The organism is Martinezella sp. CNPSo 3732 (assembly GCF_057784515.1).
On sequence record NZ_JBXSOO010000012.1, the window covers coordinates 110,223 to 133,562 of the forward strand.

Sequence of the window (23,340 nt, forward strand, 5' to 3'; positions counted from 1 at the left end):
TCGCAAAGCTCCCTGCTTCTCGTCTTTATCCCCGGCGCTGACCTGCGATCACAAGCTGGACGGATTCATGATCGCGGCGTGGAGATCGCGATATTCCTCACAGCTCGTGTTGCCGCAGAGCGTCTTGATCGTGTTCAGCTGGTCCTTGGCGAGGTCCATCTGGCCCTTGATGACGTAGGCTTCGCCGAGATATTCACGAACCAGCGTGTACTTCGGATCCATGGCGACGGACTTCTGGTAATAGGAAATGCCTTCGTCCGTGCGGCCGAGCTTGCGGGTAACATAGCCGCGATAGTTCAGCGCTTCCGCCGTGTTCGGGTTCTTCATCGTGTCGAGAACGGCCAGGGCTTCCTCGTAGCGATGATCCTTCTTGGCGAGCGAATAGGCGTAGTCGGCGCGGTTTTCGTCGGTGACGTTGGCGCTCTGCTGCTTGACGCACTTCTTCGCCTTCTGATCGTAGATCTCGCCCTTCTTGCAGGTCGGCGTCGTACTGGAATCGTCGCCTGCGGCGAAGGTGGGAACGGCGAAAGCGCCGAGGGTCAGGCTTGCACCGAGGGCGATGGAAGCCAGGCGAAATGCTTTGGTCGTCATGGAAGGTCTCCTTGGCAAAATGAACGTTGCGAGGGGAGAACACACCGTCTGCATATTTTATTCGAACGACCCCGGAATTTTTTCGACATATCCTATGTCGAGACGCCGTCACTCTTTCGTGACTGCTCCGGCATCGAATAGACCACCTCTATCACGTGTTTCAGCCGACATGCCCCTCAAGGGCGCAGGAGAAACTCGTGACCGATACCGTCAAACTTCTAAGCCTTGCCGTCGCAACGCCCGACAATATCATTCTCCAGACCGACGCTGCCGAGACGGCTGGCCGTCTGTTCTCGGACCGCTTTCAGGACTTCAAATATCTCGCCCGCGTGTTCGAAAGCACCGGCATCCGCAAGCGCCATGTGGCGCGGCCGCTTTGCTGGTTCGAAGAGCCGCATGGCTGGCGGGATCGCATGGCTGCCTATACAGAGGTGGCCTCGGAGCTTTTCCGCCGGACGGCGGCTGCAGCGCTGCAACGCGCCGGTCTTGAGGCCCGGCATGTGGACTGCGTTGTTACCGTCTCATCCACCGGACTTGCGACGCCGAGCCTCGACGCGCGGCTCGCCGGCTTGATGGGCTTCCGCAGCGATATCGAGCGCGTGCCGGTCTTCGGGCTCGGCTGTGCAGCCGGCGTATCCGGTCTTGCGGTCGCGACGAAGATGGCACGAAGCCATCCGGGCGCTGTTGTCCTTTTTATCTCGATCGAACTCTGCTCCCTTGCCTTTCGGCTCGACGAACTGACACGGCCCAACATCATTGCCACCGCGCTGTTTGGCGATGGAGCAGCAGCCTGCGTGCTGCGGGCCGGCGAAGGCGGAATTGCAGAGATCGAATCGACGGGCGAACATCTTTTCCCCGACAGCCTCAGCATCATGGGCTGGAAAATCGACGATACCGGCTTCGGCATCATCCTCGAACAATCGCTGCCAGTCTTTGCCGAAACGCATCTCAAGAGCGCCGTTGCCGGCATCCTGGAGCGATCCCGGCTATTACTCTCGGATATCGACCGCTTCATCTGTCATCCCGGCGGCGCCAAGGTACTGGCGGCTCTCGAAAGCGCGCTCGGCCTTGAAGAAGGCTCGCTCGATATCGAACGCGAGGTGATCCGCGACTACGGCAACATGTCCTCGCCCACCGTAATGTTCGTGCTCGAGCGCGCGATCACGGCTGGCTTGCCGGAACGTTCCGCCCTGCTTGCCATGGGGCCGGGATTTTCGGCAAGCTGCATCACCTTGAAGAGGGTCGCCTGATGCTGTGGCCTTCGATCACGCTTCTGGCCTTCGTGACGCTGCAGCGACTGGCGGAGCTCATCTATGCAAGGCATAACACCGCAGCACTCCTTGCCCGCGGAGCCCATGAACATGCAGCGGAGCACTATCCCTTCATGGTGGCGATGCATGCGGCCTGGCTGATCGGATTATGGTTCTTAGCCATCGGCCGGCCGGTCGATCCCTTCTGGTTCGTGCTGTTCATGGTGCTGCAGGCGACGCGCCTCTGGGTGCTGGCGACGCTTGGGGAACGCTGGACGACGCGCATCATCATATTGCCCGGCGCCGCTCTGGTGACCAAAGGTCCCTATCGTTTCCTCAGCCATCCCAACTATGCCGTCGTCGTCGGCGAGATCGCCGTGCTGCCGCTTGCTTTCGGGCTGCCGCTTTATGCCGCAATCTTTTCTGTGCTCAACGGCATCATTCTCGCAATCCGAATCCGCGCCGAAAACGCCGGCCTGCGACAGACTGCAAACTGATCCGCATTTTTCAATTGCGCCGCTCAAATTTGGCAGGCATTTTCGATGCTTAGAGCACGGTCAGGCCATGCGGAACGACCGGGCGGCAATGCAATAGGCATGCGGATAGCAGGATAAGATGACAAAGGACGCAATCGTTCTCGGCGCAGGCATCGTCGGCGTTTCGACGGCAATCCATCTGCAGCGACGGGGGCGGCAAGTCGTCCTCGTCGACCGCCAGCCACCAGGCCAGGGAACATCCTTCGGCAATGCCGGCCTGATCCAGCGCGAAGGTGTCGTGCCCTACGGCTTTCCGCAACAGTTCGGTCTGCTGCTGCGCTATGCCTTCAACAACCGCATCGACGCGCATTATCATCTGCGCGCCCTGCCGGCGCAGATCGCCTTCCTCGCCCGCTATTGGTGGAACTCCAACACCAAGCGTCACGAGATGATTTCGCGCGCCTATGCGCCGCTGATCGAACATTCCGTCAGCGAGCACAACGATCTCATCGAAGCCTCGCATGCCGAAGAGCTCATTCGCAAGAACGGATGGGTGGAACTGTTCCGTTCGAACGAGAAGCGCGACGCCGAGTTTGCCGAGGCCGAGCGCCTCAACCGCGAATTCGGGATCGGCTACGACGCACTGAGCAGTGCGGAGATCACAACCATGGAGCCGCATCTCAGAGGCAATTTTTCCGGCGCGCTTCGCTGGCGCGACCCCTGGTCGGTGCTCGACCCGCACGGGCTGACGGCGACCTATCGCCGCTATTTCGAAAGCATTGGCGGCCGTGTGACGACCGGGGATGCCGTCTCGCTCGGCATGGCCGGCTCGGCCTGGAGAATGGTGACGGCGGAAGGGTCGATCGAGGCGAAGGATGTCGTCGTCGCACTCGGCCCCTGGGCCGATGTCGTGACGAAACGCTTCGGCTATGCCTTTCCGCTCGGGGTCAAGCGCGGCTATCACATGCATTACGCCGCCGAGGGCAATGCCATCCTCAACAACTGGACGCTGGATGCCGAGCGCGGCTACCTGCTGGCACCGATGAGCCGCGGTATCCGGCTGACGACTGGCGCCGAATTCGCCCTGCGCGATGCTCCCAAGACACCGGTCCAGCTCGACCGTGCCGAAGCCGTCGCGCGCACCACCTTCCCGCTCGGCGAGCGGCTCGACCCGGAACCCTGGATGGGCGCGCGGCCTTGCACGCCAGACATGATGCCGATCATCGGCAAGGCGCCACGGCACAACGGCCTATGGTTTGCTTTCGGCCATGCTCATCACGGGCTGACGCTCGGGCCCGTGACCGGCCGCGTGCTCGCCGAGCTCATTACCGGCGAAAAGCCCTTTATCGATATTTCGGCTTATGCTCCGGGCCGGTTTGCACCGTAAGCTTATGATTTAGAGAATTGCTTTCAAGCTTTTGACAGAGGCATCGACGATCTCTTCGATCGTGGCGTCAATGTCGACCGTGACGACGCCGGGCTCGCCGGTCGGCACTTCCAAAGTCTGCAATTGGCTTTCGAGCAGCGACGTCGGCATGAAATGCCCCTTGCGCTCGCCCATACGCTTCGTCAGCAGCTCTTTCGAGCCTTCGAGATAGATGAAATAGAGGTGGCCACCGGCAGACGCCCGCAGCCGTTCGCGATAGACGCGCTTCAGCGCCGAGCAGGTAACGGCAACGCCTTCGCCTTTCGCAAGACTCGCCGATATTTCCTGGCCGATCTTTTCCAGCCAGGGCCAGCGATCCTCGTCCGTCAGGGGGATGCCCTTGCTCATCTTCTCGACGTTGGCGGCCGGATGCAGGGCATCGCCTTCGATGAAATGGATGCCGAGCTGAGCAGCCACGCCCTCGCCGATTGAAGATTTGCCGCTGCCGCTGACACCCATGACGATGATGGCAAACGGGATTTTGGATGTTTCACTCATGTTGTCTTCTGCCTTGAATGACGGATGCCAATGATCGTCAGGCGGGTCTGCCGTCGACGCATCCGATTGCCTGGCCCCTCACCCTAGCCCTCTCCCCGTAAACGGGGCGAGGGAACGACGGAGCAAGCCAATCGGTCACCGGGCCTAGGACAAGCAGCGCTAGGCAAGATCAGCCCCCTCGCCCCGTTTACGGGGAGAGGGTTGGGGTGAGGGGCAAGCAACAAGAGGAGAAAGTCGAACCTGCCCGATTCGCAACTTGGATCAATCCAGCGGAAAGAAACAGGAAAATTTATGCGTTCCCTCGCCCGCCAGTTCCGGTTCGACCTGCCGGCACTTGTCCTGGGCGCGCCAGCAGCGCGGATTGAAGTGGCATCCCTTCGGCGGATTGAGCGGCGACGGCAGCTCGCCCTGCAGGCGGATGCGGTTCTTCTCGCGATCCGGATCGGCGATCGGCGTCGCCGACAGAAGGGCAGCAGTATAGGGATGGCGCGGCCGGCTGAAGACCTCTTCGGCCGTGCCGGTTTCCACCGGACGTCCGAGATACATGACCATCACATCGTCTGCGATATGACGCACGACGGAGAGGCCATGCGAGATGAAGAGATAGGCAAGCCCCATCTCTTTCTGCAGGTCCATCAAAAGGTTCAGGACTTGCGCCTGAATCGACAGATCGAGTGCGGACACCGGCTCATCGAGCACTAGCACCTTCGGCCGCAGCATCAGGGCACGCGCGATGGCGATGCGCTGGCGCTGGCCGCCCGAGAACATATGCGGATAACGATCATAGTGCTCGGGGCGCAGACCGACGCGTGCCATCATCTCCTCCACCTTGCGGCGGCGGGTGGCGGCATCATCATCCGTGTTGATCTTCAGCGGCTCTTCCAGGATGGAGCCGACCTTCTGGCGCGGGTTCAGCGAGCCATAGGGGTTCTGAAACACGATCTGCACGGCGCTGCGCAGGCTGCGGTCGCCGAGCCTGGCGGGCTTGCCGTCGATCAGCAGCTCGCCAGCCGTCGGGTTTTCGATCATCGTCACGAGGCGAGCGAGCGTCGACTTACCGCAGCCGGATTCGCCGACGACAGCGAGCGTGCGGCCCGACTGCAGGCTGAAGCTGACGCCGTTCAGCGCCTTGACGGTCGCTTCCGGTTTGAAGGTGCCGCGCTTGACGGTGTAGAAGCGGGCGAGATCGCGCCCTTCGAGAACAGCGCCGGTCATGCGGCACCTCCTGCTTTTTGCGTGGTGGCAATGCCGGGGTGGCCGAGCGGCTTGCCATGTTGCAGCGGATAATTGCATAGGGCTACGCCCAGTTCGGGCCCCTGACGCTTGACGCCCTTGTCGCATTCCAGCGTTGCAAAGGAGCAGCGCGGCGCAAAGAGACAGCCAGTCGGCCGATCGTGCTGACCGGGAACGACGCCGGCGATCGATGGCAGGCGCTCGCCGACCTCGGCGCGCTCCGGCAGAGCCGAAAGAAGGGCTGCCGTATAGGGATGATGCGGATCGCGGAACAGTTCCTTGACCGGCTGCTCCTCGACCTTCTGGCCGGCATATTGCACCTGCACGCGCTCCGCCGTTTCGGCGACGACGCCCATGTCGTGGGTAATGAGCACGAGCGCCATGCCCTGCTCCCGCTGCAAGCGCACGAGCAGGTCGAGGATCTGCGCCTGGATCGTCACGTCGAGGGCGGTCGTGGGCTCGTCTGCGATCAGCAGCTTCGGATTGCAGGCGAGAGCCATGGCGATCATGACGCGCTGGCTCATACCACCGGACATCTGATGCGGGAAGTTCGACAGGCGATCCGCAGGGGCTGGAATGCCGACGAGATTCAACAGCTCGATCGAGCGTTCACGGCGCGCCTTGCGGTCGAGACCCATATGGATGCGGAGCGTCTCGCCGAGCTGGAAGCCGACCGTGAAGCACGGGTTGAGGCTCGACATCGGCTCCTGGAAGATCATGGCCATGTCCTTGCCGATGATCTTGCGGCGCTGACGCGAGGAGATACCGCGCAGGTCCTTGCCATCGAACATCATGCGGTCGGCGGTGATCTTCGCCGTCCAGGGCAGAAGGCCCATCATGGCAAGCATAGATACGGATTTGCCGGAACCGGATTCGCCGACGATCGACAGGATCTCTCCCTTGTCGCATGTCAGCGAGACGCCATCGACCGCCCGGAACAAGCCGGACGAGGTCTGGAATTCGACGGAGAGGTTTTCAATATCGAGGAGTGCCATTACGACCTCTTCAGCTTCGGGTCGAAGGCATCGCGCAGGCCGTCGCCCATCAGGTTGATGGCGAGCACCGTGATCAGGATGCAGAGACCGGGGAAAGTAACGAGCCAGGGGTTGCTCTGGAAGAATTCGCGCGAGTCGGCGAGCATCGTGCCCCATTCCGGCGTCGGCGGCTGGGCGCCTTGGCCAAGAAAGCCAAGCGCGGCGGCTTCGAGAATAGCGGCCGAGAAGGCGAGTGTCGCCTGCACGATCAGCGGACCCAGACAGTTCGGAAGTATGGTCTTGAACATCAGCCGCAGATGGCCCGCGCCGGCAACCCGCGAGGCGATGACATATTCCTTGTCCCGCTCGGCCATGACGGAGGCGCGCGTCAGACGGACGAAATGCGGCTGGTTGACGATCGAGATTGCGATCATCGCATTGATCAGACCCGGGCCGAGGATTGCCACGAGCACCAGGGCGAGCAGCAGCGACGGAACCGCAAGAATGATGTCCATGACACGCATGATGATCGTGTCGATACGACCACGGGCATAGCCGGCGACAAGTCCGATCAAAATGCCGACTATCGCCGAAAGCGAGGCGACGACGAGGCCGATGAACAGCGAGAAGCGCGTGCCGTAAATGAGGCGCGACAGGAGATCGCGACCGTTGGCATCGGTGCCGAGCAGGAAACTGCTGTTGCTGCCCTCCGCCCAGGCGGGCGGCAGGCGCTGCATATCGCTGCCGTAGGCAATATCGGGATTATGCGGCGCCACGACGCCGGCAAAGATTGCCAGAAACAGGACGAAGAGGAAGATCGCAAGGCCGATGACGGCGCCCTTGTTGCGAGAGAAATAATACCAGAACTCCGCAAGAGCGGAAGGACGGTCGGATTTGACACTAACCGTTTTGACGCTAACCGTGCTCATGGGCCGCTCCTAGTGACGAATGCGTGGATTGACGAAGCCGTAGAGCAGGTCGACGACGAGATTGACGAGCATGACGATGCCGGCGATCAGCAACAGGCCGCCCTGCACCACCGGATAATCGCGCTTGAAGACCGCATCGATCATCCATTTGCCGATACCCGGCCAGGAGAAGATGCTTTCCGTCAGAATGGCGCCGCCGAGCAGCACGCCGACCTGCAGGCCGATCGTGGTGACGACGGGGATCATCGCATTGCGCAGTGCATGCACGGAAACGACGCGCAGCGGCGAGAGGCCCTTGGAGCGGGCCGTACGCACATAATCCTCGCCGAGCACTTCGAGCATCGCCGAGCGCGTCTGACGGGCGATAACGGCGAGCGGGATCGTGCCAAGCACGATGGTCGGCAGGATCAGCGAATTGAAAGCGGACCAGAAGGCGCCCTTCTGGCCGGACAGCAGGCTGTCGATCAGCATGAAGCCGGTGATCGGCTTGAAGAAATAGATGAGTCCGATACGGCCCGAAACCGGCGTCCAGTGCAGATAGCCGTTGAAGACGATGATAAGCAGCAAGCCCCACCAGAAGATCGGCATGGAATAGCCGACGAGGGCGACGCCCATGACGCTCTGGTCAAACCATGTGCCGCGCTTCACGGCGGCAAAAACGCCAGCCGGTATGCCAAGACAGATCGCGAGGATCATGGCACAGATCGACAGCTCGAGCGTGGCCGGGAAGAAGGTCAAAAAGTCGGTCAGCACGTCACGCTTTGTAGTGATCGAGGTGCCGAGATCGCCATGAAGGGCATTCCAGATATATCGGCCGTACTGCACGACCATCGGCTGGTCGTAGCCGAGATCGTGGGTGATCTGCGCATGGCGTTCCGGCGACATGACGCGTTCGCCCGACAGCAGCATGACAGGATCGCCGGGAAGCAGGCGGATGAAAGAGAAGGCGACGATCGATACGCCGAGGAATGTCGGTATCAGCACCGCTAACCGGCTGAGAAGAAATCGCAACATGGCAGATGTCCAAATTTTTCCGGCGGTCAGACAGAGTGTCTGACCGCCGGGTCGCCCGGTCCTAGCCGGGCATTCTCACAGATTTTTCGTTATTCGGCGATATCGACACCGTCGAAGCGGTGAACGCCAACCGGATCCTGATGATAGCCGGAGACATTCTTCGTCATCGGGACGAACTCTTCCGAATGGTCGATGGTCATCCAGGGTGCTTCGCGCTTGAAGACGACCTGAGCCTGTTCGTAGAGCTTGGTGCGCTCCTTGACATCAGCCGTCTGCTTGGCCTTCTTCACCAGATCGTCGAATTCCTTGTTGCACCACTGTGCACGGTTGTTGCCGCCGACAGCGTCACAGCCGAGCAGCGTGTCAAGGAAGTTGTCCGGGTCGCCGTTGTCACCGGTCCAGCCGAGGATGGCTGCGCCGTCACGGTCCTTGGCGGAAGAGAGCTTCAGGTACTGGGCCCAGTCATAGGTGACGATCTCGACCTTGACGCCGATCTTGGCAAGGTCCGCCTGCATCAGCTCGGCAGCGCGGCGGGCGTTCAGCATGTACGGGCGCGACACGGGCATCGCCCAGATCTTCATGCTGAGATCCTTGACGCCGGCCTTTTCGAGCAGCTTCTTGGCTTCTTCCGGATTGAAGGCGTCGTCCTTGATGTCCTTGTTGTAGGACCACATGGTCGGCGGGATCGGGTTGGTCGCAACCTTACCGGAGCCCTGGAAGACGGCGTCGACAATGGCCTGCTTGTTGACAGCCATGTTGATCGCCTTGCGCACTTCGACCTTGTCGAACGGAGCGACCAGCGTGTTGTAGGCGAGGTAGGAGACGTTCAGGCCGGCCTGCTCAAGAACCTTGAGGTTCTTGTCGGCCTTGAGGTCCTTGATATCGGCCGCATTCGGGTAAGGCATGATGTTGCACTCGCCCGACTTCAGCTTCTGCGCGCGGACGGAGGCGTCGGGCGTGATCGCGAAGACGAGATCGTCGATCTTTTCCTTGCCCTTGAAGTAGGTTTCGTTCGCCTTGTAGCGGATGACGGCATCCGGCTGATAGGCGACGAAGGCGAATGGACCGGTGCCGAGCGGCTGCTGGTTCATCTGTTCCATCTTCTTGTCGGCCTGCAGCTTGTCTGCATATTCCTTCGAGAGGATCGAGGCGAAGTCCATGGCAAGGTCAGCGAGGAAGGGAGCTTCCGGACGGTTCAGGACGAACTTGACAGTGAGGTCGTCAACCTTGTCGATCGACTTGATGAGCTTCGGGAAACCCATGCCATCGGCATATTCATAAGAGCCGCCGGCGACATACTTTGCCCAGGGGCTGTCCGTGCCCAGCTGACGGCTGATCGAGAAGATAACGTCATCGGCGTTAAAATCACGCGTCGGCGTGAAATAGTCGTTCGTTTGGAACTTCACGCCCTTGCGGAGCTTGAAAGTGTATTCCTTGCCGTCCGGAGACACGGTCCAGCTTTCCGCGAGGCCCGGCTCGATTTCGGTGCTGCCATGCTTAAATTCGACAAGACGGCTATAGACCGTGCGCGACGCGGCGTCGAAAGTATTGCCTCCGGTGTAGAGACCCGGATCGAAACCTTCCGGCGAGCTTTCCGAGCAATAGACAAGCGTTTTTGACCAGGCGGACGTCGCCATGACCGAAGCCAAGGCTGTCACTGCCAGCAGGACAGAAATCTTTTTCATGATATCGTTTCCCAGATTTGTTATTCTTTTGAAGCCGTGGACACCACCAGAGGTTCCCATCCGGATCGCGCCGATGGAACTTTATTTTAAGTTTGAAAGCAACAAGCGCCGCCTAAAATTTTTCCAATTTCTAGAGTTTGGAAATTTTTGGATGAAAAAACCACTGGATTGATAATTTTCTGGCAAAAAACTGCATGCTTTTAGTGGATTCGGAACGAATTGCCGTTTTCCTCTTTCAATCCGCCAACCGCCTATTGCCCGGATAGGAGGCAATATAAACAAAAATCCGCAGCTACCGGCGGTAACTGCGGACCGAAACCGTTCGAATTTCAGACGACTGATCAGGCGGCCGGGGCTGCGATCACCGGCTTCTTCGCGATCGCCTTGTGATCCTTATCGGTGAGGCCAAGGAGGAAATTGATCTGGGGGCGGGCCTTGACGAGGTCGTCGATGGAATATTCTGTGAGAACGTCGAAGAAGGCGTTGAGCGCCTTGCGCAACGCCGAGTTGAGGCCGCAGCTATCGACCAACGGGCATTCCACCACGCCGTCCTCGAAGCATTCCGCCATGGCGAAACTGTCTTCGGTGACGCGGACGACGTCGAACAGGCTGATATCGGTCGCGGGTTTGCCAAGGCGTACGCCGCCATTACGGCCACGCACCGTTTCGACAAGCCCTGCCTTGGTCAACGGCTGCAGGATCTTGAAGAGGAACAGCTCGGACACGCTGTATGCCTTGGCTATTTCCGGAATTCGGCTCAGATGGCCTTCATTGGCGGCGCAATACATCAGCATGCGCACTGCGTAATTGGTCTGCTTGGTCAAGCGCATGCCGATCTCCTGGAATCGAGGCTGCTTAGGGGCTGATCCCGTATATAGTGGCTTTCTTAGTTTTGAACAATTCCAAAATATGAAATTCATATTCAGCTTATTTAGAAAGCCGGCCGTCCAGCCCGTGCCGATCTCCAACCGGCCATGTCCAAACTTATGGCACGGAAATCCAGACCGCCATTTCGCAGCCGCCCGGCTCGCGGAAATGAAACCGCCGGCCGCCGGGAAAATCGAAAGCCGGACGGGTGATGACGCCGCCGGCGAATTCGACGGCGCGCTGGGCAGCCTCCAGATCGGTGGTACGCACGACGGGCAGCGGCGTGCCGGCCGCCTCTCCCGCATCTCCGTCAATGCCGGCATCTATCCCGGCCGCCTCGATGACATGGTAGGTCGGTCCATAGCTGACAAAGCTCCAGTCGAAGGCTTCTTCGAAGAAGCGGCGGGTCTTCAGGCCGTCTTTCGACGGAAATTCGAGATAGTCGATCTGATAGGTCATGGCCATCGCGCGGCCCTCCCGTTGTTCTTGTTTTGTTCTAAATGAAAACAGCGGCAATGACAAGATGACTCCATCGAAAACAAACGCAATAAAAAAGCCGCCCTCCGAAAGGTTTCGGACGGCGGCTGAGACGAGCCAGTGATTGCGATGCTTACTTCATCGTCGGCATGACGAATTCCGCACCGTCCTTGATGCCGGACGGCCAGCGGGCGGTGATCGTCTTGGTGCGCGTCCAGAACTTGATCGAGTCCGTGCCATGCTGGTTAAGATCGCCGAAGCTCGAAGCCTTCCAACCGCCGAAGGAGTGGTAGGCGAGCGGAACCGGGATCGGAACGTTGACGCCGATCATGCCGATGTTGATGCGTGAAGCGAAATCGCGGGCCGCATCGCCGTCACGGGTGTAGATGGCGACGCCGTTGCCGTATTCGTGCTTCATCGGCAGGTCGAGCGCTTCCTCGTAGTTCTTGGCACGGACGACCGAGAGGACCGGTCCGAAGATTTCGGTCTTGTAGATGTCCATGTCGGGCTTGACATGGTCGAACAGCGTGCCGCCGACGAAATAACCGTCCTCATAACCCTGCAGCTTGAAGCCGCGGCCGTCGACGACCAGCTTGGCGCCTTCTTCCACACCGCGATCGATCAAGCCGTTGACGCGGTTATAGGCATCCTTGGTGACGAGCGGGCCCAAGTCGGCCTTCTCATCGGTGTAGGGGCCGATGCGCAGAGATTCGATCTTCGGAACCAACTTTTCGACGAGACGGTTGGCGGTCTCCTCGCCCACCGGGACGGCGACCGATACCGCCATGCAGCGCTCGCCGGCCGAGCCGTAGCCTGCACCCATCAGGGCGTTGACGGCCTGGTCCATATCGGCATCGGGCATGATGATCATGTGGTTCTTGGCGCCGCCAAAGCACTGAGCGCGCTTGCCGTTTATCGCGGCCGTGCCATAGACGTAGCGGGCGATCGGCGTGGAACCGACGAAGGAGACGGCAGCGATATCCGGATCGGTCAGGATGGCGTCGACGGCAGCCTTGTCACCGTTGATGACGTTGAGGATGCCAGCAGGCAGGCCGGCTTCGATCAGGAGTTCGGCCAGGCGGAGCGGCACGGACGGATCGCGCTCGGATGGTTTCAAGATAAAGGCGTTGCCGCAGGCGATGGCCGGCGCGAACATCCACATCGGGATCATGGCCGGGAAGTTGAACGGCGTGATGCCGGCGCCGACGCCGACAGGCTGGCGGATGGAGTACATGTCGATCGCCGGGCCGGCGCCTTCGGTGAACTCGCCCTTCTGCAGGTGCGGAATGCCGCAGACAAATTCGCAGACTTCGAGGCCGCGGATGATATCGCCCTTAGAATCCTCGACCGTCTTGCCGTGCTCTTTGGAAAGAAGCGTCGCCAGCTCATCCATGTTCTGGTTCAGGAGCTCGACGAACTTGAAGAAGACGCGGGCGCGGCGCTGCGGATTGGTGGCGGCCCATTTCGGCTGCGCAGCCTTGGCATTTTCGACGGCGGCGCGCAGTTCGTCGACGCTCGCGAGCGCGACGGTTGCCTGCACTTCGCCGGTTGCCGGATTATAGACGTTGCTCGTGCGTCCGCTCGTGCCGGCGACGTGCTTGCCGCCGATGAAATGACCGATCTCACGCATGGATGTGCCTCCTCGTTTTCTTGGATGCTGACAGGATGGCACTTCAATTTGCACAAATCAATGAGCTGCTATAAGCAACCGTTGTGCAAAAATTAAAGCCCGAAAGCATGTCGCGCAAAAGTGTATAGCGGTTTTTGCGATAACGACATGCGGAAGACCACAGGATTTAAAGTGCAAGAGAGGATATGCTGATGGATTGGGATGACGTCCGCATGTTTCTGGCCGTGGCGCGCACGGGCCAGATCCTGGCCGCTTCGAAACGGCTGGGCGTCAACCACGCCACCCTCTCCCGCCGCGTGACGACGCTGGAGGAACGGCTGAAGACGCGGTTACTCGTGCGCCGCACCAATGGCTGCGACCTGACGGCGGAGGGAGAGATCTTCCTGCACGCGGCAGAGCGCATGGAAACGGAGATGCTGCGCGCGCAAGCCAGCGTCGGTCATCTCGACAGCGCGATCACAGGCACGGTTCGCATCGGCGCGCCCGACGGCTTCGGGGTTTCCTTTCTCGCGCCACGGCTCGGGCGGCTGATCGCCCGCTATCCTGAGCTGCGCATTCAGCTCGTACCCGTTCCCCGCTCCTTTTCACTGTCGCAGCGCGAGGCCGATATCGCCATCACGCTCGAACGCCCGGAACAGGGCCGTTTGGTCTCCTCGAAGCTGACAGATTACACGCTTGGGCTTTATGCCTCGAAAGCCTATCTGGAGCAGGCGGGATTGCCCGACAGCGTCGAGGCGCTGAAGCTGCATCCGCGTGTCGGCTATGTCGAGGACCTGATCTTTACGGCTTCGCTCAATTTTTCCGGCGAGATCATGCGCAGCTGGGATGCCTCCTTCGAGATCTCCACCGCCATCGGCCAGACGGAAGCGGTTCGCTCCGGCGCCGGCATCGGCATCCTGCATGATTACATCGCCAGGCAGTTTCCGGAGCTGACGCGCATCCTGCCCGACATGTCCATTAGGCGCGCCTATTGGACGACCTATCATGAAAGTGCCCGCGACCTAGTGCGTGTGCGCACCGTTGCGGACTTCCTGCAAGAGCTGGTCAGCGAAGAGCGGCGGATCTTCCTGTAAAATGATGCCGATGGATGCGCCTGATGCTCACAGGCAGAGGTCACGGCATCAAGCTGCACCACCATGACGGCGCATGCGGCGGCTGAGCCTCCGCATGCTTCGGCGGCTCTTCATTCTCATCCGGATTGGGAACGGGAACTTCATCCGGCAGTCTGTCCGGATCCGGCTCCTCGACGGGCGGCTTCGGCATCCAGCCTGGCTCTGGCATCGGGGGCGTATCAGGGATCGGCTCGTTCGGTACAGACATGTCCGCTCCTTTCGTCTCGTTGCCGATAGGGACACAACGACGAGCGATGCGGACGGTTCCAAGATATTTCGGCATCCGGCCACTTCTCGCCGTTCGGCCCTCGCTGCTGGACAAAGGCCGGACGAAGCCTAGTATTTCAGACAGAGATCAGGGAGCCAGGACGATGAGCGACAAGAAGCAGCAGAAACTGGACGAGAAAAAGCACAAGGAACAGGACGATTATCTAGAGGAAGCGCTGGAAGAGACTTTTCCGGCAAGCGATCCGATATCGCCCGGCCATGTGTCGAAGAAGCCTGAAGACAAGAAATAACCCGCGGGGCCAAAGGGCCGGCAACTTGAAACGGGATGGACCGGGAGAGAATGGTACGGTTGGGGGGTCTCGAACCTCCGACCTCAGGTGCCACAAACCTGCGCTCTAACCAACTGAGCTACAACCGCACATGCTCGCGTCGCCGCGAACGGGGGTGACATACGAGGACTTTGAAATTATTTCAAGTCCTATCTCCCCGCAATATAAAAAAGCTTTGCAGATATCCAACGATGATGTGCGACCGGGTCCGCTCTTGCCGCAAATGAAAAGTCCCGCTCCAAGCTTTCACCTGGGAGCGGGACATTCGTGCCTTGGGAGGCGTATCGGACGTGATTAGGCCTTGAAGGAGGACATTGCCTTTTCAGCGGCGTCCTTGGCGGGCTTTGCCAGCTTTTCAGCAACCTTCTTGGTGGTGTCCTGAATGGACTTCGCCTGCTCGACGGTGACTTCAGCCTGCTTGCGGATGAAAGCGGTCTGAAGTTCGAAGAGTTCTGCAACGGACTTGACACGAAGCAGAGCTTCCATGTGAGCCAGCGAGCTTTCGGCATTGGTGCGCAGAACATCGATGGCCTTGAGGCCGATTTCGACCGAGCCAGCCTGTGCGGTCTGCACGGTTGCTTCAACCGTCTTGCCCGCTTCTTCGGTGGCAGCCTTCAGCTTGGCAAAGGCTTCCTTGGACTGGGCAGCGCCCTTTTCAGCGAAATCGCGGAAGGATTCGGAGAACTTGGACGGATCGAATGCAGCCGTTGAAAAAACGTCGTCTTTCTTTACAGTAGCCATGATTACGCTCCTAAAAGGGCCCTCCCTGAGGCGCCCGTCGTGAACTTGTGTAAGGGGTATATAATATAAATTATTGTGCAGCGCAACATAATTGTGCGCCGCACAAGGCGTTAACCTTTCCGGCCGAAAAATGGGCCGTTCGCTGGACCGAAAAGCGGGGCGCCGTTATTAATAAACTGTTAAATCACGAGAGGCGATCACGCCCGCAAAACAGGTTGGAAAATGCCCGCAATTCAATATCCGTTCATTGACATTGCCGTGCATCCGCGCGTTCGGGAGCGTTTCGCGCGCGGTGAAGCCATGGTCATGTTCTCGACCGGCATGGATCGCGTGCTCTGGGCCAATGGCGCCGGCGCCAACCTTTTCGGCTATGATGTCATTTACGATTTCGTCGAACAGGGACCGAAGCCAGGCGACGTCTCGTTCCGCCAGATCGAGGCGACGGCGCGCGGCCTTGGTGCTATCGGCGATCAGCGCACATTCCTGATCCGCATGGCCTCCGGCTTCCAGCGGGCTGTTGTCAATGCCGCCGTCGAGCTGATCCGCATTCAGGCCGGCGAAGAGGCGGTGCTGTTTTCCTCTCCGGTCTCTTCGAAGCCGCTTTCATCGGCCGAATGCGCCAAGCGCATGATCGACGGGTTCGACGATCCTGATACCCACATTGCCGTCATCGGCCGCGACGGCGAAATCGTTACCGCCTCTGCCGGCTTCAGGACGCTCGGCGTAACGCCGCAGACCGCGCGGATGCTGACGACCATGGCCGGCGCGCAGCCTGACCGGCTGATCAAGCGGCCGATCCCGACCGGACATGGCTATCTGCCCGCCGCCATCGGCAAGCTTTCCGAAATTCCGGCCCTGCACCTGCTCTTCGTCGTGGAAACCGTGCTTGGCCATCTTGACCCGACGGAAAGCCTTACCGAGGAAGCCCGTCCCGTTGCGGCCATAGAACCGCAGGCGCAAGAAACCCGCAACGAGCTCGAGGCAGCAGCACCGGATGAGGAGCCGAAGCCCGCTCCGACTGCACCCTTCGGCGACGTCATCGATGCGGTGGCTGATATCGAGGAGCTGGATGAGACGCCGGAATATCGCGAGGACGAGCAACAGGAGGCGCCCCCAGCCACCGGAAGCTCAAGCGAAGCCGGAACGGAAGCGGCTGCCGATGCGGATAGCACGCCCGGCGCAATTGCCGAGACCGAAGCTCACGTCGATGAGCATCGGCCGGAAATGGCGCCAAATGACGAAGACGCCACCGCCTTAGAGACAAAGATGGCAGCGGAAACGCCTCCGCCGGAAACTCACGCCAATCCAGAAATCCACACCGATATTGAAAACACTCCTGTGGAAGGTTTCAGCTTCAAGCGCAATGGGCGCGCCACCCGTTTCGTCTGGAAGATCGATGCCGCCGGCCATTTCAGCGAAGTTTCCCGTGAATTTGCCGATGCTGTGGGGCCGCATGCCGCCCAGATTGCCGGCACGGCCTTTGCCGATGTCGCCCGCCGCTTCAATCTCGATCCGGACGGCAAGATCGCGGAACTACTGGCGCGGCGCGACACATGGTCCGGCCGCACGATCTACTGGCCGGTGGAGGGTACGAGCCTAACAGTGCCGGTCGACCTCGCCGCCCTGCCGACCTATACCCGCAGCCGCGAATTCGACGGCTTCCGGGGCTTCGGCGTCGTTCGCCTGGCGGATGCCATCGAAGATCCGATGAAGCGCGGCATGGCTCTCGGCACCCAGGCAGCTGAAGACGCCGCGGCCATCGCCGAGTTGCCCCCCGAAGCGGAAGCTGCATCCGACGAGCAACCGCCAGCTACCGAAGCTCAACCATCTCCAGCGACGGAAGAGATTGAAAGGCCCGCTCAGGATAGCGCAGAAGCCGACCCGGCTTCCACTTACGAACCGCCCGCCCTACGGATTTCCGAGACGCCGAACCGTCGCGAGTCGGACAAAGTCGTTCGCCTGCACGAGCGCCGGACATTGACGCAGGCCGCCCTTTCGCTGAGCGAACAAGCAGCCTTCCGCGAAATTGCCCGGCAGCTCGAGCCCTTCGGCAAGCGCACGGAACCGCCGGTGGAGCAGCCTCACGACGGGCAGCATGAGCATGGGGAGGGTGCAGATACGCCTCCGCAGCCGAATGCGGCCGACGAAATTCTCTCCGAGACACCCGAAACGACGGATGGGCACGGCCCTACCGATGACCAGCAACCAATCGCGCCAAGTATAGAAGAGAAGGCGTCGTCGCCGGTCGTGAAATTCGTCGAGGCTACGGATGATAACGGCCCGAAAGCGGGTGATGAGACTGCTGCCGAAGCGGCGCCGGCATCGGCCGAGCCGGAGGAGGATTTCGATCCGCTGGATGTGCTGAGCAGCGCCATTCCGCCGCGCGTGAAAATGCGCACGGGCCTGTCGCCGGATATCGTCGACCAGCTGCCGCTCGCGATCCTCGTCCATGCCGGCGATCGCCTGATCCACGGCAATCCGGAATTCCTGCGGCTGACCGGCTATGACAGCCTTGACGAGCTCGAGCAGGTCGGCGGGTTGGATGCGCTGCTGCAGCGCAACGATCTGGAGGGCAAGACCGAGCAGCCCGGTACGATAATGGTCGTGCGCGGCGACGATGCGCTGGTGCCGGTGACGGCCCGGCTGCAGTCGATCCGGTGGGAAGACGGCACGGCCTTGATGCTGGCGTTGATGCCGGTGGAAAGAAGCGAGCCGCCGGCGCCGCCGCCGCAGCCAATTCCTGAAGAAGCCCGCCCCGAGCGCATCCTCGAAAAGGTCGCGAAGCTGCAGGTGGAGATCGAGGAACTGCGCTCGACGCTGGAGACGGCGACGGATGGCGTCATCATCATCGGCCAGGACGGCGAGATCCGCTCGATGAACCGCTCGGCAAGCGCCCTCTTCAATTATGACGACCAGGAAACGCGCGGCAAACCTTTCGTCATGCTGTTTGCGCATGAAAGCCAGAAAGCCGTGCTCGATTATCTCGGCGGCCTTTCGGGCCATGGCGTCGCCAGCGTGCTGAACGACGGCCGCGAAGTGATCGGCCGCGAGGCGTCCGGCGGCTTCGTGCCGCTGTTCATGACCATGGGTCGGTTGAACTCGTCGAACGGCTACTGTGCCGTCATTCGCGACATCACGCAATGGAAGCGCACCGAAGAAGAGCTGCGCAACGCCAAGCGCGCCGCCGAAACCGCCAATGCCCATAAAACGGACTTCTTAGCCCGCGTCAGCCATGAAATCCGCACGCCGCTCAACGCCATCATCGGTTTTTCCGACATGATGGCCGGCGAGCGCTTCGGGCCGATCGGCCATTCGCGCTATGTCGAATATGCCACCGATATCGGCCGCTCCGGCCGCCATGTGCTCGACATCGTCAACGACCTTCTCGATATCTCGAAGATCGAAGCCGGCGAGATGGACTTGGACTTCGCCTCGGTCGGCCTGAACGAAGCGATCACCGAAGCGGTGTCGCTGGTGCAGCCGCAGGCCAACAGCCAGCGTGTCATCATCCGCACCGCTCTGTCCCAAGCCGTGCCGAATGTCGTCGCCGATCTGCGCTCGATCAAGCAGATCGCGCTGAACATCCTTTCGAACGCCATCCGCTTCACGCCGTCGGGCGGCCAGATCGTCGTGTCGACTGCGTATGAGGGCAACGGCAGCGTCGTCCTGCGCATCCGCGATACCGGCGTCGGCATGACGCGCTCGGAACTGGAGCAGGCGATGAAGCCCTTCCGGCAGGTGTCCACCAATTCCCGCAAACGCGGCGACGGTACGGGCTTGGGATTGCCACTGACCAAGGCGATGGTCGATGCCAACCGGGCGACTTTCTCGATCAACTCAGCCCCGAACGAAGGCACGCTGGTCGAGATCACCTTCCCCTCGCCGCGGGTGCTGGCGAACTGAGAAGCTTCGGCTCGCCGTCAAAACCAGAGGTCGCGCACACATCGCTCATCGGAAGGAAGATCTTCAAACGTGTCGAGCCCATCGAAATGATCGATCGGCAGGTCGGCAACGAGATCCGGCGGTGCCAGCCGAACATTGACCGCCATGCGCCGGCGGCCATCCTTTTGCAGCCTCAGGCCGCGCCAGCTCACCGCGCAGGCGCAGGACGGGCAGAACAGTATTTCGAGAGAAGGGTGTTCCTTGCCGGCGCGGGTATAGGAAGCGGTCGAGCCGGTGACGGAGACCCGTTCCCCTTCGTAGTCATAGGCCCACAGCACACGATAGCGCCGGCAGAGGGTGCAGTTGCAGGCTGTGATCGAGCCCGGATCTCCTTCGAGCGTCCAGCCTGATTTACCGCAGTGACATGAACCGATCAGCATAGGTAAGCCGCTCCATCCCGCAATCTGGTCGCAGACGATATTCTGCCTCAGTCGCGCAAGGCCTGCAAACCTCCGCAACGGCTTTCGCTACCGAACAGCAATAGGTATTCGAAGGAGGCCGCCTGGATGGAGGCTTCGATTGTCCGATCGACAATGGCCTTGCCAGCTCAACTCGCCAGCGCCAACCCACCATACCGGCTGATTTCGCTTTCGATCTCGGCCACAAGCGTATCGAGCGCGGGATTTCTCACCTTGCGACCGCGGCGGACTGCGTAAGCCAAAGCCGGCGGCGTCGGCAGGCCTTGGGTGATGATCTCCATATCAGGCTGCAGGTGACGGCCGTTCAAAAGTGCGACACCCAAGCCCGAGGTTACGGCCGCGATGATCCCCGCCGCACTCGCGCATTCGAAGACGGTCTCCAGAACCACGCCGCCATCCTGCCCGATATCAAGCGCCCATCGGCGATAGAAGCATTCATCATCAAAAGAGAGGAATGGAACCGGGCCGCCAGATGACAGAGACAGACCCGGATGTTTGACCCAATGCAACTGCTCGCGAAAGAGAACGACATCGGTCGGGCGAACCTCATGGGCGAAAACCTGGATAATGGCGGCGTCGAGCTCCCCTCGCTCCAGCATTCCCCGAAGGATCAGACTCATGCGGACCTTGGTGCGCACGGAGACATTCGGGTGCAGGCGGCGGAAACGCCCCAGGATGCGCGCAAGATCGGTGCAGGTCGTGTCCTCGGTCAGGCCGAGGGCGACGCGGCCGGCAAGCGACGTCTTCGAGAGGCTCAGCAGCGCCTCGTCATGCAGGCCGAGAATGCGCCCGGCATAGTCGAGCAGATCCTCGCCGGCTGCGGTGAACATCGACGCTCCGGGTTTGCGACTCAGGAGATCGCAATCGAGGCTCGTCTCGAGCCGCTTGATCTTGTGGCTGACGGCGGATTGCGACAGGCCCAGGGCTTCCGCCGCGCGGGTGATGCCGCCGTGATGGCGGATCGCCCATAGCGCGCGCAGAGCATCGATTTCCAAACGTCGGCTTGTCAATTCGGTCATGGCAGACTCGGCTTAAATCATAGTCATGCGGAGAGAATGCATGCTGCGACCGAATCTGGCAAACGATCATGAGTATTGCGACTGAATTTTCATGCCTTGATCGATATTTGTCATGTGCTATCGACCTCACGCTCGCCTATGGCTGGGCTGTACAGGACATTCGATCGAGAACCCTATGACAGACCAAAGCCTATCGCAGCCCGCGCCAAACGAGCGCCGTTTCCTCTGGCCTTTGATGGCGGCTCTTCTGATCGTCAGCTGGAGTTCCGGCTTCATCGGCATTCGTTATGCCAGCCAGGAGGCCAGCGTCATACTGGTCTTGTTCTGGCGCACGCTTCTATCCGGCTTGATCCTGCTGCCTTTTGCGCTTTCGGTCGGGCCACGGATGCGGATGCGTGCGATAGGGCAGCAGATGCTGTTCGGCGTAATGTCGGTCTTCCTCTATCTCGGCGGCTTTGCGCTGGCGATCGAACAGCGTGTCCCGACCGGGCTAGTGGCGCTGATTTCGGATCTCTTACCACTCGCGATCGCGGCCCTGTCGCAACCTGTGCTGGGAGAGCGGCTAAGCCGGCGGCAATGGCTCGGAACAGCCATCGCGATTGCAGGCGTGCTGATCGTATCGGTCGACAGCCTCAGCTTCGGCACGGCTCCGCTCTGGGCCTATAGCGTAACGGTCGGCTCCATGCTCGTCTTTGCTTTCGCCTCGGTCCTGCACAAGCGGCAGCGCACCGGGCACATGCCCGTTCACCAAAGCCTGTGTATCCACACACTGACGGCTTCGGCATTGTTCGGCATCTGTGCCAGGATGCAGGGCGATCTTGCCCCGCCGATGACCCTCGGCTTCGTGATCGGCATCATATGGCTGGTGTTGATCGCAACCTTCGTCGCCTATTCTGTCTATTATGTCAGCCTGCGTCTTTTCCCGGTGGCACAGGTCAGTGCAGCCATCTATCTCAGCCCGCCGGTGACCATGATGTGGGCCTGGGCTCTATTTTCCGAACCGCTGACAACGGCAATGTTCGCGGGGCTGGCAGTGACGCTGGTGGGGGTGTGGTTGACGTCTCGCAGATGACGCGGCACATGCCTCTGCCGTCAGGAAACGAAGACAGTCCAGCCAACGCCCAAAGCTGCAGATGCCAATAAGGTCGATATCACCGACATTTTCAGGCGAAATATGGCGATGGCGGCAAGCAAGGTCAGCACCAGCGAGGGCAATGAAAGCGAGGTCAGGACGGGCACATCTATCGCCCAGGAGCCATAGGTGAAGCTTGCGGTCTCTCGGAACAGCACATGCAGCCCGAACCAAATCGCGAGATTGAGGATGACGCCCACTACAGCTGCCGTTATCGCAGACATGGCGCCGGTCAGGGCGACATTCCCGCGCATCTTCTCGATGAATGGCGCACCTGCGAAGATCCAAAGGAAGCTCGGCAGGAAGGTGACCCATGTTGTCAGTACGGCGGCAAAGGTTGCTGCCGCAAGAGGGCTGAGGGTGCCGGGATTGCGATAGCCCGCCAGGAAACCAACGAATTGCGTGACCATGATCAGCGGTCCAGGGGTCGTTTCCGCCATCCCCAGACCGTCCAGCATCTCGCCCGGCCGCAGCCAGCCTAATTGCTGCACGGCCTCCTGTGCGACATATGCCAGCACGGCATAAGCGCCCCCAAAGGTCACGATTGCCATCTCGCTGAAGAATATCGCGATTTTGGAGAAGACATTGTCGGGACCGAGCGTCATCACGAGGGCCGCAACCGGAATGAGCCATGCGGCCGCCAGCGCACCCGAGGTCTTCAGAGACCAGGCGAGGTTTGGTCGAGCGTGCAAAGGGATCTCCTCGCCAAGAACGGAGTCCTTGTCTTCCAGAATTGTCCCGGAGCCCGACTTATGCCCTCCCCCCATTTTGAAGGCCGCAACGCCTGCCCGGGAGGCTAGGTAGCCGATAAGTCCGGCTCCAACGATGATGACGGGGAACGGAACATGCAGGAAGAAGATCGCCACGAAGGCAGCGGCGGCCAAAGCAACCATAGCCCTGCTCTTGAGGGCTCGGCTCCCAATGCGAAAGACCGCCTGGACGACGACCGCCAACACGGCGCATTTGAGCCCGAAGAACATCCCTTCGATAAAGGTCAGGTTCCCGAACAGGACATAGACATAACTGAGCGCGAGAATTGCCAGAAAGCCCGGCAGCACGAATAGAAGGCCGGCGATCATCCCACCCAGGGTCCTATTCAGCAGCCAGCCGATATAGATGGCAAGCTGATGCGCTTCCGGACCCGGCAGCAACATGCAGTAGTTCAGGGCATGAAGGAACCTGTGCTCTCCCACCCATTTCTTCTCGTCGACGACGATGCGGTGCATGACGGCGATCTGTCCCGCCGGTCCGCCGAAGCTTAGCGCAGCAACGCGGGTCCAAACCTTGACGGCCTCATGGAGGGGAACGATGTCCCGATCAGCCGCGCTTGATCGCTCGGCTACATTTTTTACAAGGTCGGTCATAGTC

22 protein-coding genes and 1 tRNA gene are annotated in these 23,340 nt (G+C 60.5%); 7 read left to right on the top strand and 16 right to left on the bottom strand.

The features are described from left to right. Window positions 1-48 precede the first annotated feature (48 nt). Entirely contained in the window at window positions 49-591 is a 543-nt protein-coding gene (locus AC13RM_RS19710) for a tetratricopeptide repeat protein (RefSeq protein WP_113232145.1), read from the bottom strand. Window positions 592-788: 197 nt separating this feature from the next. Between AC13RM_RS19710 and AC13RM_RS19715 the strand changes: the two genes are divergently transcribed. The 3 genes from AC13RM_RS19715 to AC13RM_RS19725 all read left to right on the top strand — a co-directional run bounded on the left by AC13RM_RS19715 (window position 789) and on the right by AC13RM_RS19725 (window position 3,704). Further along, window positions 789-1,841 carry a type III polyketide synthase gene (locus AC13RM_RS19715; protein ID WP_113232146.1) on the top strand — a complete coding sequence of 351 codons (1,053 nt, stop codon included), beginning with the start codon at window positions 789-791 and terminating at the stop codon, window positions 1,839-1,841. Then, entirely contained in the window at window positions 1,841-2,338 is a 498-nt protein-coding gene (locus AC13RM_RS19720) for an isoprenylcysteine carboxylmethyltransferase family protein (RefSeq protein ID WP_113232147.1), read from the top strand. The genes AC13RM_RS19715 and AC13RM_RS19720 overlap by 1 nt, the downstream gene beginning before the upstream one ends. Window positions 2,339-2,456: 118 nt before the next feature. Next, window positions 2,457-3,704 carry an NAD(P)/FAD-dependent oxidoreductase gene (locus AC13RM_RS19725; RefSeq protein WP_488555438.1) on the top strand — a complete coding sequence of 416 codons (1,248 nt, stop codon included), beginning with the start codon at window positions 2,457-2,459 and terminating at the stop codon, window positions 3,702-3,704. A gap of 9 nt (window positions 3,705-3,713) precedes the next feature. Here AC13RM_RS19725 and AC13RM_RS19730 read toward each other — a convergent pair whose 3' ends face one another. The 9 genes from AC13RM_RS19730 to AC13RM_RS19770 form a co-directional block, all read right to left on the bottom strand. Beyond that, window positions 3,714-4,241 (bottom strand): gluconokinase, encoded by a 528-nt coding sequence (locus tag AC13RM_RS19730; protein WP_113232149.1) that lies wholly within the window; start codon window positions 4,239-4,241, stop codon window positions 3,714-3,716. Window positions 4,242-4,502: 261 nt separating this feature from the next. Beyond that, window positions 4,503-5,456 (bottom strand): peptide ABC transporter ATP-binding protein, encoded by a 954-nt coding sequence (locus tag AC13RM_RS19735; RefSeq protein ID WP_113232150.1) that lies wholly within the window; start codon window positions 5,454-5,456, stop codon window positions 4,503-4,505. Next, a complete protein-coding gene (locus tag AC13RM_RS19740) occupies window positions 5,453-6,469 on the bottom strand; it encodes an ABC transporter ATP-binding protein (protein ID WP_113232151.1) in 1,017 nt (338 codons plus the stop codon). Before AC13RM_RS19740 ends, AC13RM_RS19735 begins: the two co-directional genes overlap by 4 nt. Next, window positions 6,469-7,377, bottom strand: a complete 909-nt coding sequence (locus AC13RM_RS19745) for an ABC transporter permease subunit (protein WP_113232152.1) — start codon at window positions 7,375-7,377, stop codon at window positions 6,469-6,471. Before AC13RM_RS19745 ends, AC13RM_RS19740 begins: the two co-directional genes overlap by 1 nt. A gap of 9 nt (window positions 7,378-7,386) precedes the next feature. Then, the gene (locus AC13RM_RS19750) at window positions 7,387-8,391 is read right to left on the bottom strand and encodes an ABC transporter permease subunit (RefSeq protein ID WP_113232153.1); all 1,005 of its coding nucleotides are present in this window, start codon (window positions 8,389-8,391) and stop codon (window positions 7,387-7,389) included. Window positions 8,392-8,480: 89 nt separating this feature from the next. Next, complete coding sequence (locus AC13RM_RS19755) at window positions 8,481-10,076, bottom strand: ABC transporter substrate-binding protein (protein ID WP_113232154.1); 1,596 nt, start codon at window positions 10,074-10,076, stop codon at window positions 8,481-8,483. 341 nt (window positions 10,077-10,417) lie between these two features. Next, window positions 10,418-10,906: an iron-responsive transcriptional regulator RirA gene (gene rirA, locus AC13RM_RS19760; protein WP_113232155.1), complete on the bottom strand. Its 489-nt coding sequence runs from the start codon at window positions 10,904-10,906 to the stop codon at window positions 10,418-10,420. A 154-nt stretch (window positions 10,907-11,060) separates the two neighbouring features. Further along, the gene (locus tag AC13RM_RS19765; RefSeq protein ID WP_106996675.1) at window positions 11,061-11,408 is read right to left on the bottom strand and encodes a VOC family protein; all 348 of its coding nucleotides are present in this window, start codon (window positions 11,406-11,408) and stop codon (window positions 11,061-11,063) included. Between the two features lie 145 nt (window positions 11,409-11,553). Next, window positions 11,554-13,050, bottom strand: a complete 1,497-nt coding sequence (locus AC13RM_RS19770; RefSeq protein ID WP_488555439.1) for a CoA-acylating methylmalonate-semialdehyde dehydrogenase — start codon at window positions 13,048-13,050, stop codon at window positions 11,554-11,556. A 191-nt stretch (window positions 13,051-13,241) separates the two neighbouring features. Here AC13RM_RS19770 and AC13RM_RS19775 point away from each other — a divergent pair, with 191 nt between their 5' ends. After that, complete coding sequence (locus AC13RM_RS19775; RefSeq protein ID WP_113232158.1) at window positions 13,242-14,123, top strand: LysR family transcriptional regulator; 882 nt, start codon at window positions 13,242-13,244, stop codon at window positions 14,121-14,123. 40 nt (window positions 14,124-14,163) lie between these two features. On the opposite strand, the gene AC13RM_RS19780 is transcribed toward AC13RM_RS19775, so the two are convergent. Then, on the bottom strand, window positions 14,164-14,370 hold the full coding sequence (locus AC13RM_RS19780; protein WP_113232191.1) for a hypothetical protein: 207 nt from the start codon (window positions 14,368-14,370) through the stop codon (window positions 14,164-14,166). Window positions 14,371-14,533: 163 nt separating this feature from the next. Here AC13RM_RS19780 and AC13RM_RS19785 point away from each other — a divergent pair, with 163 nt between their 5' ends. Beyond that, a complete protein-coding gene (locus AC13RM_RS19785; RefSeq protein ID WP_167078186.1) occupies window positions 14,534-14,680 on the top strand; it encodes a hypothetical protein in 147 nt (48 codons plus the stop codon). Between the two features lie 51 nt (window positions 14,681-14,731). Here AC13RM_RS19785 and AC13RM_RS19790 read toward each other — a convergent pair. Both AC13RM_RS19790 and AC13RM_RS19795 read right to left on the bottom strand, forming a co-directional pair. After that, window positions 14,732-14,808, bottom strand: a tRNA-His gene (locus AC13RM_RS19790). Between the two features lie 205 nt (window positions 14,809-15,013). Continuing rightward, entirely contained in the window at window positions 15,014-15,460 is a 447-nt protein-coding gene (locus AC13RM_RS19795) for a phasin (protein ID WP_047627987.1), read from the bottom strand. 222 nt (window positions 15,461-15,682) lie between these two features. Between AC13RM_RS19795 and AC13RM_RS19800 the strand changes: the two genes are divergently transcribed. Next, window positions 15,683-19,363 carry an ATP-binding protein gene (locus AC13RM_RS19800; RefSeq protein ID WP_440478990.1) on the top strand — a complete coding sequence of 1,227 codons (3,681 nt, stop codon included), beginning with the start codon at window positions 15,683-15,685 and terminating at the stop codon, window positions 19,361-19,363. 17 nt (window positions 19,364-19,380) lie between these two features. On the opposite strand, the gene AC13RM_RS19805 is transcribed toward AC13RM_RS19800, so the two are convergent. Together AC13RM_RS19805 and AC13RM_RS19810 are read right to left on the bottom strand one after the other, a co-directional pair. Continuing rightward, window positions 19,381-19,782, bottom strand: coding sequence for a GFA family protein (locus tag AC13RM_RS19805; protein WP_440478989.1), 402 nt, complete (start codon window positions 19,780-19,782; stop codon window positions 19,381-19,383). Between the two features lie 167 nt (window positions 19,783-19,949). Then, window positions 19,950-20,840 carry a LysR family transcriptional regulator gene (locus tag AC13RM_RS19810; RefSeq protein WP_440478988.1) on the bottom strand — a complete coding sequence of 297 codons (891 nt, stop codon included), beginning with the start codon at window positions 20,838-20,840 and terminating at the stop codon, window positions 19,950-19,952. Window positions 20,841-21,015: 175 nt separating this feature from the next. Between AC13RM_RS19810 and AC13RM_RS19815 the strand changes: the two genes are divergently transcribed. Next, on the top strand, window positions 21,016-21,912 hold the full coding sequence (locus AC13RM_RS19815) for a DMT family transporter (protein ID WP_285174478.1): 897 nt from the start codon (window positions 21,016-21,018) through the stop codon (window positions 21,910-21,912). Window positions 21,913-21,932: 20 nt separating this feature from the next. Here AC13RM_RS19815 and chrA read toward each other — a convergent pair whose 3' ends face one another. After that, window positions 21,933-23,336 (bottom strand): chromate efflux transporter, encoded by a 1,404-nt coding sequence (gene chrA / locus AC13RM_RS19820; protein WP_285174480.1) that lies wholly within the window; start codon window positions 23,334-23,336, stop codon window positions 21,933-21,935. Between the last annotated feature and the right edge of the window lie 4 nt (window positions 23,337-23,340).